Origin of the sequence: Pseudomonas cimarronensis, from assembly GCF_049331905.1 — a bacterium.
Classification (GTDB): Bacteria; Pseudomonadota; Gammaproteobacteria; order Pseudomonadales; family Pseudomonadaceae; genus Aquipseudomonas.
Genome location: NZ_CP186283.1, coordinates 2,800,568 through 2,816,460, shown reverse-complemented (window position 1 = coordinate 2,816,460; position 15,893 = coordinate 2,800,568). Strand labels below are relative to the sequence as shown.

The following is a 15,893-nucleotide window of genomic DNA, read 5'->3' as shown; positions in this document are numbered from 1 at the left end:
GATTATAGAGCCCTGAATGGGCAGGCCAAGCGACTTCAGCGCGTGAATGATGGGTGCATGGCTCGGAATAAATCAGCCTTTAAGCAATGCCTTAAGCAAATTCAGCTTGAGTTAAGTCGTGTGCAGTAACTTGGGCTCCGTCGAAAGCCAACTCCATAAGGAACTTGAACATGAAAACCCTGACTGCTGTATTTGCCGCTGCTGCCCTTACCCTGACTGCCGGCCTGGCCCAAGCCCGAGACCTGGGCCCGGATGAAGCGCTGAAACTGCGTGACGCAGGCACCATCCAGTCCTTCGAAAAACTCAACGCTGCAGCCCTGGCGTTGCACCCGGGCGGTGTGACTGAAGACACCGAACTGGAAGAAGAATACGGCCGCTACATCTACCAGGTTGAGGTGCGCGACACCCAGGGCGTGCAGTGGGACGTTGAACTGGATGCCACTAACGCCCAAGTGCTGAAGAACCAACGAGACGATTGATGAAGAACACTGCTTGGCTTGCCCGCGCACTCCTGACCTGCCTGCTGCTGACGCTGACGTTCAGCAGCAGCGCACGCGACCTGGATCAGGATGAAGCATTACGCCTGCGCCGCGAGGGGCTGATCATGCCCCTCGAGCAGTTGCTGCAGATGGCCTTGCAGCGTCATCCCGGTGCAGTTTTGCTGGAAGTCGAGCTGGAAGAAGAGGACGGCGTGCTGGTCTACGAAGTGGAACTGGTGACTGAGCAAGGCGTCGTGCGCGAACTGGAATTGCACGCCAGCACTGGCGAAGTGCTCAAGGATGAGGTGGAAGACTGATGCGCCTGCTGCTGGTGGAAGACCATGTCCCCCTGGCCGATGAGCTGCTGGCCGGTCTGACCCGTCAAGGTTATGCCGTTGACTGGCTGGCCGACGGTCGTGATGCCGCCTACCAGGGGGCGACAGAACCCTATGACCTGATCATTCTCGACCTCGGCTTGCCTGGCAAACCGGGGCTTGAGGTGCTGCAGGAGTGGCGTGCGGGCGGCCTCAGCACACCGGTGCTGATCCTCACTGCGCGTGGCTCCTGGGCTGAGCGCATTGAAGGCCTCAAGGCCGGTGCGGATGATTACCTGAGCAAGCCGTTTCACCCGGAAGAACTGCAACTGCGCATTCAGTCGCTGTTGCGCCGTGCCAGGGGCCTGGCCAATCAGCCGCAACTGGAAGCGGCAGGCCTGCAGCTGGACGAAAGCCGGCAGACGGTGAGCCGCAACGATCAGGAAGTGCAGCTGACCGCTGCCGAGTTCCGCCTGCTGCGCTATTTCATGCTGCATGCCGGGCAATTGCTGTCGAAAAGTCATTTGGCTGAGCACCTATATGACGGTGAAAGCGAACGCGATTCGAACGTCATCGAAGTGCACGTCAACCACCTGCGCCGCAAGCTGGGGCGCGAGATTATCGAGACCCGTCGTGGCCAAGGCTATCGCTTCAGCGGGGATGCTGTTTGAAATCGATCCAGCGGCGCCTGAGCCTGGGCCTGGTCAGCGTGCTGCTGGTCATCGGTCTGTTGCTGGCGCAGAGCAGCCTCTGGCTGTTTGATCGCAGCCTGCGCAGCTATATCCAGACCACCCTGCAGGATGAAGCGCAAACTCTATTGGGCGCTTTTGTGCGCGGCCCCAACGGCCTGCAACTTGATGACCGGCGTCTTAGCGCCGCCTACAAACGGCCCTACTCGGGCTTGTATTTTCGCATCGACTTTGCCGAACAGACCTGGCGCTCGCGTTCACTCTGGGATCGCGACCTGCAGCGTGCCGAACAACCGGGTCTCCAGGCTGAGCTAGGTGACGGGCCGCAGGGCCAGTTGTGGTTGATCTACCGCGCCGACTATCAGCGCTTTGGCCAGCAGATCGTTATTCAGGTGGCGCGCGATTATACGCCGATCCTCAAGAGCTTCAGCCATGTGCAGAAAATCATTCTTGGCCTGGGCATCAGCGCGCTGATTCTGATTCTGCTGTTGCAACGCCTGATTGTCGGCCGCGCCTTGCGCCCGCTGGAGCGCACGCGGCAACAGATCATGCAATTGCAACAAGGCCAGCGCAGCCAGCTGGACCAGCAGGTGCCTTTGGAACTGGAACCGCTGGTGGCGCAGATCAACCACCTGCTGAGTCATACCGAAGACACCCTGAAACGCTCACGCAATGCGTTGGGTAACCTAGGGCATGCACTGAAAACCCCACTGGCGGTGCTGGTCAGCCTGGCCGGCCGGGAAGAACTCAAGCAGTTGCCCGAGTTGCGTGAAAGCCTCAATAGCCAGCTGCAACAGATCGAGCAACGCATTGCCCGTGAACTGGGTCGTGCACGTCTGGCCGGTGAAGCGCTGCCGGGAGCGCATTTCGATTGTGCCAGCGAGCTGCCGGAGCTGTTTTCCACCTTGACGATGATTCACGGTAATCACCTGCAACTGGACTGGCAGGCGGCGCCTGGTCTGCGTTTGCCCTGGGACCGCGAGGACCTGCTGGAACTGCTGGGCAATCTGCTGGATAACGCCTGCAAATGGGCTGACAGCCAGGTGTATCTGCACGTTAGCCGTGAGAGCGAGGTGTATCAGCTGTGCATTGAGGATGACGGGCCGGGTATCGATGCGGCGCAGCGCGAGGAGGTCCTCAGTCGCGGCAGTCGCTTGGATGAACAGGTGGCCGGCCATGGCCTGGGCCTGGGCATTGTGCGGGACATCGTCGATGCCTGGGGCGGGCAGCTGCAGCTGGGTGACAGTGGTCTAGGTGGCTTGCGCGTTAGCGTGACGCTGCCCGTCAAGCGTGCCTGAAGCGCTCAGGCACGCCGTTTGGCGCACTTACATGCCGTTGGCAAATGCCGGGTTGCCCATGTCGATGCTGGCCCGCACCGGACGCAGTGCCTCGGCGTACTTGACCAGAATATCCAGCTCGTAATCGATGCGGGCATGCAGACGCTGATCGTCTTCGCTGCTTGGCTCTGGTGTGTTCAGCACTTTCTCGACGCTGCGCACGATCAGATGTTCAGGCAGATAGCACAGGCGGCAGTTCTTGTAGCTGGACGCACGCAACTCGCTGATCGGATAAGCCCCACCCACGCCTGAAGAAACCCCAACCAACAGGCCCGGTTTGTGCGCCAGCTCGGCTTTGCTGGCGTAGATAAAGAAGTTCTTGATGGCCGGGCAGGCCATGCCGTTCCACTCTGGGGAAATGATCACCACGGCGTCGGCGGCGGCCAGTTGCTTGCTGTAAAGCCCCCAGGGGCCGGTGTCTTCGGCAGGCCATAGGGGCAGGGGAGCCAGGCCTAGATCAATCACGTTGCTCTGGGCGTTATCGGTATGGCCCAGCTGAATCAGGCGTTGACGCAAGAAACGGGCGACCTTGCCCGATTGGCTGTTATTGCGGCTGGAGCCAGCCACCAGGGCGATATTGAGCATCATGCACCTCATATTAAGAAAAAACGCAGACTAGCGATCGCTAGTCTGCGCTTCAAGGAAACAGCCGCCAGCCTGGCAGGCAAATGGTGCCAAGCGGCAATTCAGGCGCGGAACTGGTCCATCAGCCCTTGCTGGTGATTGGCTAGCTTGTTCAGTCCCTGGCTGATCTTCGCCGACTCGTCGGCCTGGGCGGAAATCGACTCGGTGACATCACGGATCGAGGCCACATTGCGGTTGATCTCCTCGGCTACCGAGCTTTGCTCTTCGGCGGCGCTGGCGATCTGCAGGTTCATATCGGTAATCACGCTGACGGCCTGGCTGATGCGTTGCAGCACGGCCACCGCCTGTTCCACCTGCTCAACACTACCCTGCGCCTGGCGATGGCTGCTGTGCATGGTACTGACCACTTCCTTGGTGCCGCTTTGCAGGCCTTCGATCACCTGGCGGATTTCTTCCACCGAGTCCTGAGTGCGTTTGGCCAGGTTGCGCACTTCATCGGCTACTACGGCAAAGCCGCGGCCGGCTTCCCCGGCACGCGCGGCTTCAATGGCGGCGTTAAGCGCCAGCAGGTTGGTCTGTTCGGCAATTGAGCGGATTACTTCGAGTACCGAGCCGATCTTCTCGCTGCTATTGGCCAGACCTTCGACTTCCTGCATAGCCACATTCATTTCATTGGCCAGCAGTTCGATGGTAGAAGTGGTTTTGCCGATTACGCTCATGCCTTCACGGCTGGCCTGATCGGCCGTACGTGCGGCTTCGGCGGCTTGTGCGGCGTTATGCGCAACATCCTGCGCTGTAGCGCTCATTTCCTGGAAGGCGGTGGCCACCTGATCGACTTCACGGTATTGCTGCTGCATGCCGTCGCTGGTCTGGCTGGCGATCAGTGCCGATTGATCAGCGGTGCTGCGCGCGTCCTGTACGCTGCGTTTGACGTCAGCGATGATCGGTTGCAGCTTGTCGAGGAAGCGGTTGAACCAGCTGGCCAGTTCGCCCAGCTCATCCTGCTTGGCATATTCCAGGCGACGGGTCAGGTCGCCTTCGCCGCTGGCGATATTCTTCAGCATCGCCGCGACGCCCAGAATTGGCCGGGTCACGCCCAGGGCGGTCAGCCAGATCAGCAGGATGCCCACAACGCCGGCAGCCAGCCCCAGGCCGAGTGAGATGGCGGTATTGCGCGTACCCACTTCATCCATCTGAGCTTCCAGACGGGTGGCCGGCTCGAGCAGCACTTTCTCCGGGACTTCCAGCAAAACGCCCCAAGGCTTGGCATCCGGGATCGGTAACAGCGGTTGCAGCACTTGCAGTGCGCTATTGTGGTGCATGACTTCGGGGCGGTTGCCGGCCAGCAGGCTGATCATCTCGCTGTGCTGTTCACTGAAGGCGGCGGCCAGTTTGCCACCCAGCAGGCTGCTATCACGGCTGTGTCCGGCAAGCAGGCCCGCAGGGCTGATAATGCTGACATGCCCGGCACCGTCAAACAGGCCCTTGTGCGCGCTGGTACTGAGCTCCTGCAGGCTGGCCAGGCTGATGTCTACACCCAGCACGCCAATCACCTTGTCGCCTTGAACCAGCGGGAAGGCGATGCTGGTCATCAGGGTCTTCACGCCATCGGTATCATCGATATAGGGATCAAGCAGGCACACCCGCTTGCTGTCGCGAGGACAGGTGTACCAGGCGTTATAAGGTGCCCCGCTGATACCTGGGGTGGAGTCGTTGAGGCTTTCTTCCTTCATCGCCTCGGCGCTCAGCTCACCGTTGTCATCCTGGGACCAGTAGATCGAGAAGCGACCCTTGTCGTTGCTGCCGAGGTTGTCCTGGTCAACGAAGAGTTCATCCTTGCCATCCAGGGCGTTAGGCTCGAACACCGCGTAAATGCCCAACAGACTGCGGTTGGCTTCGAGTGCGCTGCGTATTTGACGGGTCAGGTCTTCGCGCAGGTCGAAGGCGTCAAGAAAACGTTTCTCCGCCTGTTCGCGAATAAACAGAACCTGGGTAGCGGCGCCGCGTCCGTATTGATAGGCGTCCATAAAGTAGCGCTGCATCTGCAGCGCCTGGGCTTCGCCACGCGCCTCCATGCGCAGTTGTGCTGATTCCTCCAGCATTTTCGAACTGGCCTGTTTGACCAGGCTGGCACTGCGCGAGGCCTGGATCATCGAGGCCGATACCAGCACCGCGACAATGGCCAGCAGGCACAAACCGGCCAACAGGGTGATTTTCAGTTGGATGGACAGTCGGCTGAACAGCATTTCAGGACCTTCTTAATTGCAGAGGCTTAGAGCGCCTATCGGCGGTTATGCGTATTACTTGAAGCATTACGTACAGTGATAGCAGCAAATTGCAGGCCATTACGCCCCGATATTTCGCAGCCTATACGAAATTATTAACGCTTTGTACAAAATAATTTACGGTGTTTTGACAGGTCAGTCAGCATTGTGCAGAGTACGCGCCCTTCGCCGAGCCGGCGCAGTCTCCAGAGAAGGTCAAAACCTTCGCGGACCTCTTTTAATAGCGGGAGTAAATCGATGAACGCAGTCGTTGCGGCAGTGGGGATCATGTTGATCCTCAGCTTGTGCCGTGTACATGTGGTGGTGGCCCTGATTGTTGGCGCACTGGCCGGTGGCCTGCTGGGCGGCCTGGGTGTTGAGGGTTCGCTGGCGGCCTTCAATAAAGGCCTGGGCGGCGGCGCGACAGTGGCGTTGTCCTATGCCTTGCTGGGTGCTTTTGCCGTGGCGATTGCCAAATCCGGTCTGGCCCATGCCTTGGCTGACAAAGCCTTGGCCATGGTGGGCAAACAGGATGCCAAAGGCGCCGGTCTACTCAAGTGGCTGCTGATTGCGCTGCTGCTGGTGGTGGCGATTTCTTCGCAGAACATCCTGCCGATCCACATTGCCTTTATCCCGCTGCTGGTGCCGCCGCTGCTGTATGTACTGAGCAAGCTGCAACTGGACCGCCGTTTGATCGCCTGCGTGCTGACTTTCGGCCTGATTACTCCTTATATGTTTCTGCCGGTGGGCTTTGGCGGGATCTTCCTCAATGACATTCTGCTGGCCAATGTGGCCAGCGGCGGCGTCGATACCAGCAACTTGGACGTGACCAAGGCCATGGCGATTCCGGCGCTGGGCATGCTGTTCGGCCTGCTGGTGGCGGTGCTGTTCAGCTACCGCAAAAAACGCGTGTATGACCTGAGCAAGATCGAGCAGGCCGAGCGCGTGGATGTTGCCTACAACCCGTTGAGTCTGCTGGTGGCGGGCGTGGCGATTGTCGCGGCATTTGTCGTGCAGCTGTGGCTGGACTCGATGATCATCGGCGCCTTGGTCGGCTTTATCATCTTCTCGGTGTCTGGCGTGGTGCGCTGGAAAGAGGCAGACGGCCTGTTCACCGAGGGCATGAAAATGATGGCGATGATCGGCTTTATCATGATCGCCGCCGCCGGTTTTGCCGAAGTGATGAAGGCCACTGGCGAGGTGAAAAGCCTGGTCGACAGCTCTGCTGAACTGATTGGCCACGACAAGGCGCTGGGTGCGCTGCTGATGCTGCTGGTCGGCTTGCTGGTGACCATGGGCATTGGCTCGTCGTTCTCCACGGTGCCAATCATTGCGGCGATCTTCGTGCCGTTGGGCCTGCAACTGGGCTTCAGCCCGCTGGCCATCCTGTGCATCGTCGGCACTGCCGGTGCGCTGGGTGATGCCGGCTCGCCAGCCTCCGACTCGACCCTCGGCCCAACCGCCGGGCTGAACGTCGACGGCCAGCACAACCACATCTGGGACAGCGTGGTACCGACCTTTCTGCACTACAACCTGCCGTTGCTGGTATTCGGCTGGGCAGCAGCTATGGTGATTTGACCGGATCAGAGAGCCTGACGACTGAGTTCACTCAGGCGCTCAACTTTTAAGCGGGGCTACCGATCAATCGGTAGCCCCGTTTTCATTTCGCTTTACTGCCAAGCAAGGATCTGCCCAATGCGCCTTACCTTGAAATCAAAAGTAGTGCTGTTGGCACTGATACCGGTGGTGCTGTTTGCCCTGGTGCTCAGTGGTGCCGCCGCGAAGGTGTTACAAAACCTGGCGGCCCAGGAGGTTGAGGAAACCCGCGCGCGGCTGCTGCAGGAAAGCCGTAACGAGCTGCAGCATTACGTACAGATCGCTCTGGGTTCGGTGCAGACCTTGTATGACGCTGCCGGCCAAGGCGATATGGCCAGCCGTGAGCAGGCCATTGCCATTCTGTCGAAGATCAAATTCGGCAAGGACGGTTACTTTTTTGCGCACGACTCCAACGTGGTGCGCCTGTTCCGCGGTGACAGCCCGGTGGATGTCGGCAAGAGCCTGGCTGACCGACGCGACCCGAACGGTGTGTACATCAACCGTGAACTGGTGAATGTCGCCAAGAACAACAGCTACTACGTGAACTACAGCTCGCCGCTACCGACCGATGATTCGGTACTGGTGCCGAAAATGGCCTACAGCTATTACCTGCCGAAATGGGACATGGCCCTGGGCACAGCGATCAACCTGGATGGTGTTGAAGCGCAGATCGCCCAGGTGCAGAGTGGAATCGATGAGCGCATCAGCACCATCATCACCAGCATCATGGTGATCGCCGCCGTGCTGCTGGTGGCGTTTGGTATTGTTGGCGTGGTGTTGAGCAATACTTTCCTGCGCCCATTGCAGCAGATCAAGGACAACCTCGATGACATCGCCGCGGGTGAAGGTGACCTGACTCGTCGCCTGCCAATCAATGGCGATGATGAACTGGTCCAGCTGGCCGGCTCGTTCAACCGCTTTGTCGAGAAGATCCACAGCCTGGTACGGCAGATCGCCGACATGACCGGCCAGCTGACCGAACTGGTCAATCAGGTATCGGCGCAGGCGCAGCGTTCGGAACAGGCCATGGAGCGTCAGCGTCATGAGACCGATCAGGTGGCGACCGCGATCAACGAAATGTCCGCCGCTGCCCATGAAGTTGCGCAAAGTGCCCAGGGCGCAGCAGAGGCCGCGCAGAAGACCGACACTGAAGGCCAGGCCGCGAAGCAGGTGGTCGATGGCAGCATCGAGCGCATTCACACCCTGGTACAGGACATCCGCGACAGCGGCCTGTCCCTCGACACCCTGCAAAAGGACGTGTCGTCGATTGTCAGCGTGCTCGACGTGATTCGCTCCATCGCCGAACAGACCAACCTGCTAGCCCTCAACGCGGCCATCGAGGCAGCGCGGGCCGGTGAAGCAGGGCGCGGCTTTGCCGTGGTCGCTGATGAGGTTCGTGCCCTGGCCAGCCGTACGCAGCAGAGTACCCAGGAAATCCAAGGCATGATCGACCGTCTGCAGAAGGGCACTCAGGATGCCGTGACCTCGATGCGCCGCTCCAGCGATGCCGGCGATGTCACCAGTGAGCAGGCCAACCGCGCAGGTACGTCGCTGGATGCGATTGCCCAGCTTATCGGCACCATCAACGCGATGAACGCGCAGATCGCCAGCGCGGCCGAAGAGCAGACCGCAGTAGCCGAAGAGATCAACCGCAGCGTGCACAAGATTGCTGCGGCGGTGGACAGCGTGGCCGATGAAACCCAACAAGGGGCGCAGACCGCGCGCAACCTGGCGGGGCTTGGCGAACGCCTGGGCGCTCTGGTGCGTCAGTTCCGCATCTAACACTTGCCGCTGCAACATCGAAAGGGAAGTCTGGCTTCCCTTTTTTATTGCCCAAACATTGTTCGTGCAGCGCATGACAAGCGTTGCGCAGGTATGCCCGCACCTGTGGGTTAACGCTGTGCTGCAGATAACGACAACAACTTAAAACCTACTGCGCTATATCCAATAAGTATTTAGTGCTGTGGTTGCTGGGAGTTTCTTGTACTAGCGTGCATGAATCGCCAGGCCAGCCTGTTGCTGCTGCCAGGGCGACAGCTTTGGGTACGCGCAGTTACTGCTGCTACGGCGGTGTGTATGAGCAGTCTCCAGTGGGTGGTGGAAGGTTTCAGGGTACAACTGGAGGTAATTCGTACAGCGGCTCGGGTATGCGGCCCCATCGATAACAACAAGATGAGGGATTCAACATGTCTGTAGCGATAACACTTCGGCGCTGTGCCGCGCCGCTGATAGTTTCGGCCCTGGCCATGCCAGTGCAGGCCGAGGAGGGTGATTACAACTTCTGGCAAACCCTGAGCAATCTGGTCTCGGCACCTGCGGCCGACAACAAGGTGACGCCAGCACAGCGGGTTGGCCCGTACCCACTGTTGGCCAACCCGTCTGGATTCAACAGCGGCTTCAAACCGGCCAATTACTATGCCTGGCAAACGGTGCAGATGGCTCCGCAGACCGGGGCGGTATGTGGCAACGGCTCGCCGTACAAGTTTTTCGTCAACCGGGTGCCCAACACCCGCAACACCATCATCTACCTGGAGGGCGGCGGCGCCTGCTGGGATTACGCCAGTTGCACCGGGCAGAGTGGTATCCGTGGCGCACGTAACCCGGGCGGGATTCCCAACGATTACATGAGCCTGCTCAACCCTGGTGCCAGCCTGGTCAGCCCGTTTGTGGTGCGACTGCATCCCTGGACGCGGGTGAAAACCCAGAACTGGAACATGGTCTATGTGCCGTACTGCACGGGTGATATCTATTCCGGCGACAAGGTGGCGGTCTATCAGGATCCGCAGAACCAGCAACCGCCGCTGATCTGGCACCACAATGGCTTGCGCAACATGCGCGCAGTGGTTGGCTGGCTGAAAGACAACCTGCCGCGGCCTACGCAGATGCTGACCACCGGCTGCAGCGCTGGCGGTGCCGGCAGCCTGACCAACTATGCCCCGACGCGTCAGGACATCGCGCCGACGCGCAGCTTCCTGATCAATGACTCGGGCCCGGTCTTCTCGGCCATCAGTGGTGCGGGCAATGAGGTCTATCCGTCTTTGCCATTGCAGAGCTTTATCCGCAATGCCTGGGGCCTGGATGCCGGGCCATTGCCGTACCTGCAAGCGCGGCTGCCGGGGCTCAATCTTAACAACCTCGGGACTCTCTACCCGGCGCTGTCGAGCAACCTGGTGGGCGACCGCATGGGACATACGCACTTCTGGAGGGACCTCAACTATTCGTCCTATTCCTACGAGCGCTTCTATCCGGAGATCATCAACGCACCGAGCCAGGCCGCCAAGGAGGCGCTGATTCAGGCCAAGTGGGCGGTGGATACTGGGCGGCTGCGCAATGAGTTGGCCAATCTGCCAAATGTGGGCGGCTACTTTCCGCAGTACCGTGCGGTCAATGAAAGCCACTGCACCAGCATTATCGAGTTTGCCAACGCGGATATTCAGGAGCAGAACCTGCAGCTGGATGACTTCGTTAACAACGTGATGAATGGCAGTGGCCCGGTGCTTGATGCGTCCGAGCTGAGCGACACCGCCGACCGCAACAAACCCTTCAACCTGCTGTACTACGCGCTCGACCAACTGCTGTAATGCCGAGCCCGACCTGAGCGGCTAGCTCAGGTCGGGCTATTGATAGTGCTGCTCACGTGCCTGTTGCAGGCGTTGGCGCAGGTATTCGTCACGGCTCAGGCCATCGGGGATGCTGTCCATGCTCAGGACCTCCTCGACGATGCGTTTTTCATCGACTTTATAACGCTGAAATTCGGCGCTGGGTGTCGCGGACTTGGCTTCGCGCTCGGCGCTTATCGCCTTGTAGCGGGCGACCAGGGCCGTGGCCTGATCTTTCTGCGCCTGTTCATCGTCGGTGGTCAGCTGAATCAGCCCCAGCTGTAGCAACAGCGATTCGCTCATGGCCAGTTCACTGCGTTGTTCGTAAGTCTCGATCTGCTCACGCAAGGCCTGCGCCTGGCTTTCACGCTGTGCGGGCGATAACTCGGCAGCGCCGCTGACAAAGCTGCGGTAGGCCTGATGAAATGCCAGGCGTTGCTCCTGATTTTTTACCGCAGGGTTTTGCAACAGCGCTTGCAACTGCGCCTCAGTGGGTATCGACGTGACGGGGCTATCACCCGCAACCACGCCTGCTGGGCTATCGGCCTGACTCGTTGGCGCAATCATTTGCGGCTCGATCTGTAGACGCCAGTAGAGCGTGCCAAACACTGCAATCAGCACGAGCCCGCCGCCAATTAAAAGAGGTTTTCCCTGCACCGGCTTCTCCTGAATGACGCCGCTATATGCGGCGTTTTCAGCTTAGCCCAGTCTGCACTCAGCGCTTTTTGCTGACCCAGGCCCAGAGCATTTCGCACTGGATCGGCTGAATGCCGGCTTCGTCAGTCACGGTGACGGCAACCAGCACTTCGCCTTTGTCCTGGGTATGAATCGCGTTGATCTGCTCGGGCGTCAGGCTGGCTTCGGCACGCAGGCTGCCGGTGGCGCGCTTCAAGTAGTCGACCTTGAGGCTTTTGATCAGCGGCAGTTTGTCGTCCGGCACGTTCATTCCGACCAGAAAGCCCGTAGCAGACTCGGCCAGCAATGCCATGGCGGCGGCATGCACGCCTTTGATGTGGTTCTGCACCTTGCGCTTGTTGGCGATGCTCATCACCGCCTGTTGTTCGGTCAGCGTATGCACGCGCACTTTTGCGGTGCCGGCAAATTTCACCTGGGAGCCGAATAGCAGTGACAGGGCTGGGCTTTGTAAGGCGTTGGGCAACGCGTGGATCTTGCCGACGATGCGGCTTAAGCGGTTACTGGGCATGGCGATCTCCGGTGGGCAGAGCAGGGCGGTGGATTAGAGACTAAGACCGTTATAAAGAGGAGGCATAAAAAAACCCCAGCATTTCTGCTGGGGTTTTCTCAACACCCTCGACCTTGATCGTGGCCTCGGTCGAGTGAGCCGGTTCTTAGTGGAACTGGTTCATGGTGTTGTCTTTACCGCTTGCTTTCAGAGCGGCTTCGCCAGCGAAGTACTCTTTATGGTTGTCACCGATGTCGGAGCCAGCCATGTTCTGGTGCTTGACGCAGGCGATGCCCTGACGCAGTTCCTGGCGCTGAACGCCTTTCACGTAAGCCAGCATGCCTTGGTCTGCGAAGTAACCTTTGGCCAGGTTGTCGGTCGACAGAGCAGCGGTGTGGTAGGTCGGCAGGGTGATCAGGTGGTGGAAGATACCAGCCTGAGCAGAACCGTCGCGCTGGAAGGTGCGGATCTTCTCGTCGGCAACCTGAGCCAGTTCGGTTTCGTCGTACTCGACGCTCATCAGTTTGGCGCGGTCGTAGGCGGAAACGTCTTTGCCTTCGGCAACGAACGCGTCGAACACTTGCTGACGGAAGTTCAGGGTCCAGTTGAACGATGGGCTGTTGTTGTAAACCAGCTTGGCGTTCGGGATGACTTCGCGGATGCGGTCAACCATGCCTTTGATCTGGCCAACGTGCGGCTTCTCGGTTTCGATCCACAGCATGTCAGCGCCATTCTGCAGGCTGGTGATGCAGTCCAGTACGCAGCGGTCTTCGCCGGTGCCAGCGCGGAACTGGAACAGGTTGGACGGCAGGCGCTTCGGACGCAGCAGTTTGCCGCCGCGGTTGATCACGACGTCGCCGTTGCCCAGGTCGGAGGCGGCAACTTCTTCGCAATCCAGGAAGGAGTTGTACAGGTCGCCCAGATCGCCTTCTTTGGCGGTAACGGCGATTTGCTTGGTCAGGCCGGCACCCAGGGAGTCGGTACGCGCAACGATCACGCCGTTGTCGATGCCCAGTTCCAGGAAGGCGTAACGCACAGCGTTGATCTTGGCCAGGAAGTCGGCGTGAGGAACGGTCACTTTACCGTCCTGGTGGCCGCACTGCTTCTCGTCGGAAACCTGGTTTTCGATCTGGATGCAGCAAGCGCCTGCTTCGATCATGCGCTTGGCCAGCAGGTAGGTGGCTTCCGGGTTACCGAAGCCAGCGTCGATGTCGGCGATGATCGGTACGATGTGAGTTTCGTAGTTGTCGACCTGAGCTTGCAGCTCGGCTTCTTTGGCCTTGTCGCCAGCGGCGCGAGCAGCGTCAATGCCGGTGAACAGCAGATCCAGCTCGCGGCTGTCGGCCTGGCGCAGGAAGGTGTACAGCTCTTCGATCAGGCCGGAAACGGCGGTTTTCTCGTGCATCGACTGGTCCGGCAGTGGGCCGAAGTCGGAACGCAGAGCAGCAACCATCCAGCCGGACAGGTAGAGGTAACGCTTGTTGGTGGTTTTCAGGTGCTTCTTGATCGAGATCAGCTTCTGCTGCCCGATGAAGCCATGCCAGCAGCCCAGGGACTGGGTGTAGACGGAGGAGTCAGCATCGTACTCGGCCATGTCTTTACGCATGATATCGGCGGTGTACTGAGCGATTTCCAGACCGGTTTTGAAGCGGTTCTGAGCGCGCATACGAGCCACGGATTCCGGGTTGATAGCGCTCCAGCTGCTGCCGTAAGTCTCTTTCAGAGCGGCGACTGCCTTGATGTCGTTTTGATAAGCTGACATGGTCAATCCTTCAAAGTATGTGTTTGGTTGAGCACCGGCTTCCCCACTGAACACCTGTGTTGCCGGAGGTTGTTGTAGCTCACTGCAGAACGCCGAGAAGTCGACTTGAGACGGAATTGATCCGGGAGGAGGGTGACGAGCTCAACAGGTCGCGGCTGCAGGGGTTGCAAATGATCGGGCCATTTGGCGTTTACCGGCTCAAAGTGCCGTTGGACGACTCAACCTGCTGTGGCGTGATGCGCACTGTTGCTAAACGCTTCCCCGTCCCTCAGGACAACTTCGTTCCAGTCGCAATCTCATCGAACGGCCTTGTGGGCTTTACAACGCAAATCGGCTCTGACGGTAAGTTGGAGCGCGATTCGGAGGGCTTTTCAGACCTCTGATTAGCGGGAGCGGGGCCATGATGCCTTTGCCAAAAGTGTTCGTCAATTATTTTGTAGTGCTTTTTGAATGACTACTACATAAGTTGTAAAGCGACCGACGAGTCAGGCCGCGTGGCTCTATCCGGCGGATTGCGGCGGCGTTGGCGGTTTCTCTGCTGCGGTTTAGGCACTACCTGACAAACACAAGGCGATGAGCGGTTACCGGGCGCTGTCTGCAAGATGCCTACGGTAGCGCCAGGTAGGCTGAAAGTGGCCTACTGAACCACGTCAACTTTGACCCGCATGCTCATGTCTTCACGGCCCTGGGTCGAGCGGTGTTGGAGGAAGTCACCGTGTTCGCCCTGGCTCTGCTCGCTGACACCGCCGATGCTGATCCATTCACCGACCCGGCCGCTGACGCGGGTGTCGGTACTTTGCACGTCAATGGCGCCAGGCTGGGTCTGGCTGAGGCGGTCACGGTTGCTGCTGATGTTGATATGCACCATCTCCCCGCTGAGGCTGGCGGTGACATAGAACCCACGCGTGACGTTGCGGTATTGGGTGTTGCTGTAGGGTTGGCCGTAGACATCACGGCCACGTGTCGTCAGCGGTACACTCTGGCCCACTTGAATCAGTGCTGGATAGCCTTCGGTAGCCTGCACCTGTTGGGTGCCGCCGCTGCGGCTATCGGTGCTGCGACGGATGATACGCACCTGGTCACGCCCATTGATTTCGCCCTGGCCGATCTGGATTTCGCCATTGCCGGCGCTGATGCTGCCATCGGCGCGATAGCCCCGGTCGGTCTGATAGCCCGACTCGTTGGTGTCGACGCTGATCAGCAGGCGACGCGGCACGGTGTCCAGTTGTTGCAGCAGGATGCGTACCTCCTGGATTTTGGCCGGATCGGCATTGACGATCAGCTGATTGCCGTAGGCATTTACGCGGCCTTCGTGGCCCAGTACCGATTGCACCACCGACAACACCTCATCCGCAGTACGGTAATTGAGGGGAATCACCTCGGTGGCCGCGCTAGCTGACAGGCTGAAACTGAGCAGGGCGGCGGCGAGCAGGGCGCGAACCTTCATAGCAGAAAACTCCGTAAGTCAGCGTCAGTGATGCTGGTATCCCAGGCCTGGTCAAACTGTGCGCGGCGCTGACGGTTGCGACCGGGGTCCTGGTACAGCGCATAACCACTGGCCTGGCCAAGTTCGGGCAACAGCAGCAAACCACGGTCATCGGCCAGCAGAAACGCCAGCTCTTCATTAGGGTAGTCCGGGTGCAGCTTGCGAATCTGCATATTGCTCGACAGGCGGCGCGACAGGCCGAGCAGGCGGTGACCTTCCTTGACGGCACGGCCGGGGTCACGCAGCAGGATACGCAGTTGGTTACGAGGATTGGCCAGCAGAAAACGGGTGCAGGCGTCTTGCACGCTGCTGTGGTGATAGAGCCAAGGCTCCAGGTCATGGCTGTAGAAGCACAGGCTGCGCTGGGCCTGTTGCAGCAGCGCCAGGGCATGGGCGCGGGCCTGTTCCGGTTGGCTGAAGCGCTCCAGTGCGGCATGGGCGCCCAGAACAAACGGCGCTGGTTCTGCCTGCGGACTGTCCGGTATCAGGCTTTGCGGGTTGTGCACAGCAAAACGCCCCGGTGACTCGAACTCGATGGCGGGAAGCTCAATGGGCTCCAGTTGCTCGGACGGGTCATTCGGGGCGTTTTCGTCGTTCAT

The 15,893-nt window shown here is 59.5% G+C and carries 13 protein-coding genes and 2 pseudogenes; 7 read left to right on the top strand and 8 right to left on the bottom strand.

Going from position 1 to position 15,893, the window contains the following annotated elements; translation table 11 throughout:
• Nucleotides 1-170: 170 nt before the first annotated feature.
• Genes ACOCLD_RS13130 through ACOCLD_RS13115 form a run of 4 tightly spaced genes read left to right on the top strand, consistent with a single transcriptional unit; the run spans nucleotide 171 to nucleotide 2,780 of the window.
• On the top strand, nucleotides 171-479 hold the full coding sequence (locus tag ACOCLD_RS13130) for a PepSY domain-containing protein (RefSeq protein WP_392539870.1): 309 nt from the start codon (nucleotides 171-173) through the stop codon (nucleotides 477-479).
• Nucleotides 479-796 (top strand): PepSY domain-containing protein, encoded by a 318-nt coding sequence (locus ACOCLD_RS13125; protein ID WP_422909481.1) that lies wholly within the window; start codon nucleotides 479-481, stop codon nucleotides 794-796. The genes ACOCLD_RS13130 and ACOCLD_RS13125 overlap by 1 nt, the downstream gene beginning before the upstream one ends.
• Nucleotides 796-1,464 (top strand): response regulator transcription factor, encoded by a 669-nt coding sequence (locus ACOCLD_RS13120; RefSeq protein ID WP_233684947.1) that lies wholly within the window; start codon nucleotides 796-798, stop codon nucleotides 1,462-1,464. Before ACOCLD_RS13125 ends, ACOCLD_RS13120 begins: the two co-directional genes overlap by 1 nt.
• Entirely contained in the window at nucleotides 1,461-2,780 is a 1,320-nt protein-coding gene (locus ACOCLD_RS13115) for a sensor histidine kinase (protein ID WP_422909480.1), read from the top strand. Before ACOCLD_RS13120 ends, ACOCLD_RS13115 begins: the two co-directional genes overlap by 4 nt.
• A 27-nt stretch (nucleotides 2,781-2,807) precedes the next feature.
• On the opposite strand, the gene ACOCLD_RS13110 is transcribed toward ACOCLD_RS13115, so the two are convergent.
• The 3 genes and pseudogenes from ACOCLD_RS13110 to ACOCLD_RS13100 all read right to left on the bottom strand — a co-directional run.
• On the bottom strand, nucleotides 2,808-3,404 hold the full coding sequence (locus tag ACOCLD_RS13110) for an NADPH-dependent FMN reductase (protein ID WP_422911806.1): 597 nt from the start codon (nucleotides 3,402-3,404) through the stop codon (nucleotides 2,808-2,810).
• A 101-nt stretch (nucleotides 3,405-3,505) separates the two neighbouring features.
• Nucleotides 3,506-4,018, bottom strand: a pseudogene (locus ACOCLD_RS13105) (methyl-accepting chemotaxis protein); the annotation flags it as partial.
• A 345-nt stretch (nucleotides 4,019-4,363) separates the two neighbouring features.
• Nucleotides 4,364-5,431, bottom strand: a pseudogene (locus ACOCLD_RS13100) (HAMP domain-containing protein); the annotation flags it as partial.
• A 495-nt stretch (nucleotides 5,432-5,926) separates the two neighbouring features.
• Between ACOCLD_RS13100 and ACOCLD_RS13095 the strand changes: the two are divergent.
• From ACOCLD_RS13095 to ACOCLD_RS13085, 3 genes are all read left to right on the top strand, one after another.
• The gene (locus ACOCLD_RS13095; protein WP_257778397.1) at nucleotides 5,927-7,246 is read left to right on the top strand and encodes a Na+/H+ antiporter family protein; all 1,320 of its coding nucleotides are present in this window, start codon (nucleotides 5,927-5,929) and stop codon (nucleotides 7,244-7,246) included.
• A gap of 117 nt (nucleotides 7,247-7,363) precedes the next feature.
• On the top strand, nucleotides 7,364-9,046 hold the full coding sequence (locus ACOCLD_RS13090) for a methyl-accepting chemotaxis protein (RefSeq protein ID WP_422909479.1): 1,683 nt from the start codon (nucleotides 7,364-7,366) through the stop codon (nucleotides 9,044-9,046).
• A 404-nt stretch (nucleotides 9,047-9,450) separates the two neighbouring features.
• Nucleotides 9,451-10,845: a pectin acetylesterase-family hydrolase gene (locus ACOCLD_RS13085; protein WP_422909478.1), complete on the top strand. Its 1,395-nt coding sequence runs from the start codon at nucleotides 9,451-9,453 to the stop codon at nucleotides 10,843-10,845.
• 36 nt (nucleotides 10,846-10,881) lie between these two features.
• Here the strand turns inward: ACOCLD_RS13085 and ACOCLD_RS13080 are convergent, their stop codons facing one another.
• The 5 genes from ACOCLD_RS13080 to ACOCLD_RS13060 form a co-directional block, all read right to left on the bottom strand.
• A complete protein-coding gene (locus ACOCLD_RS13080; protein WP_422909477.1) occupies nucleotides 10,882-11,430 on the bottom strand; it encodes a hypothetical protein in 549 nt (182 codons plus the stop codon).
• Nucleotides 11,431-11,578: 148 nt separating this feature from the next.
• Nucleotides 11,579-12,067, bottom strand: coding sequence for a DUF4442 domain-containing protein (locus tag ACOCLD_RS13075; protein ID WP_392539876.1), 489 nt, complete (start codon nucleotides 12,065-12,067; stop codon nucleotides 11,579-11,581).
• A gap of 145 nt (nucleotides 12,068-12,212) precedes the next feature.
• Nucleotides 12,213-13,808 (bottom strand): isocitrate lyase, encoded by a 1,596-nt coding sequence (locus tag ACOCLD_RS13070; protein WP_233684938.1) that lies wholly within the window; start codon nucleotides 13,806-13,808, stop codon nucleotides 12,213-12,215.
• 637 nt (nucleotides 13,809-14,445) lie between these two features.
• Nucleotides 14,446-15,255, bottom strand: coding sequence for a secretin N-terminal domain-containing protein (locus tag ACOCLD_RS13065; RefSeq protein WP_422909476.1), 810 nt, complete (start codon nucleotides 15,253-15,255; stop codon nucleotides 14,446-14,448).
• Complete coding sequence (locus ACOCLD_RS13060; protein WP_422909475.1) at nucleotides 15,252-15,893, bottom strand: histone acetyltransferase HPA2; 642 nt, start codon at nucleotides 15,891-15,893, stop codon at nucleotides 15,252-15,254. The genes ACOCLD_RS13065 and ACOCLD_RS13060 overlap by 4 nt, the downstream gene beginning before the upstream one ends.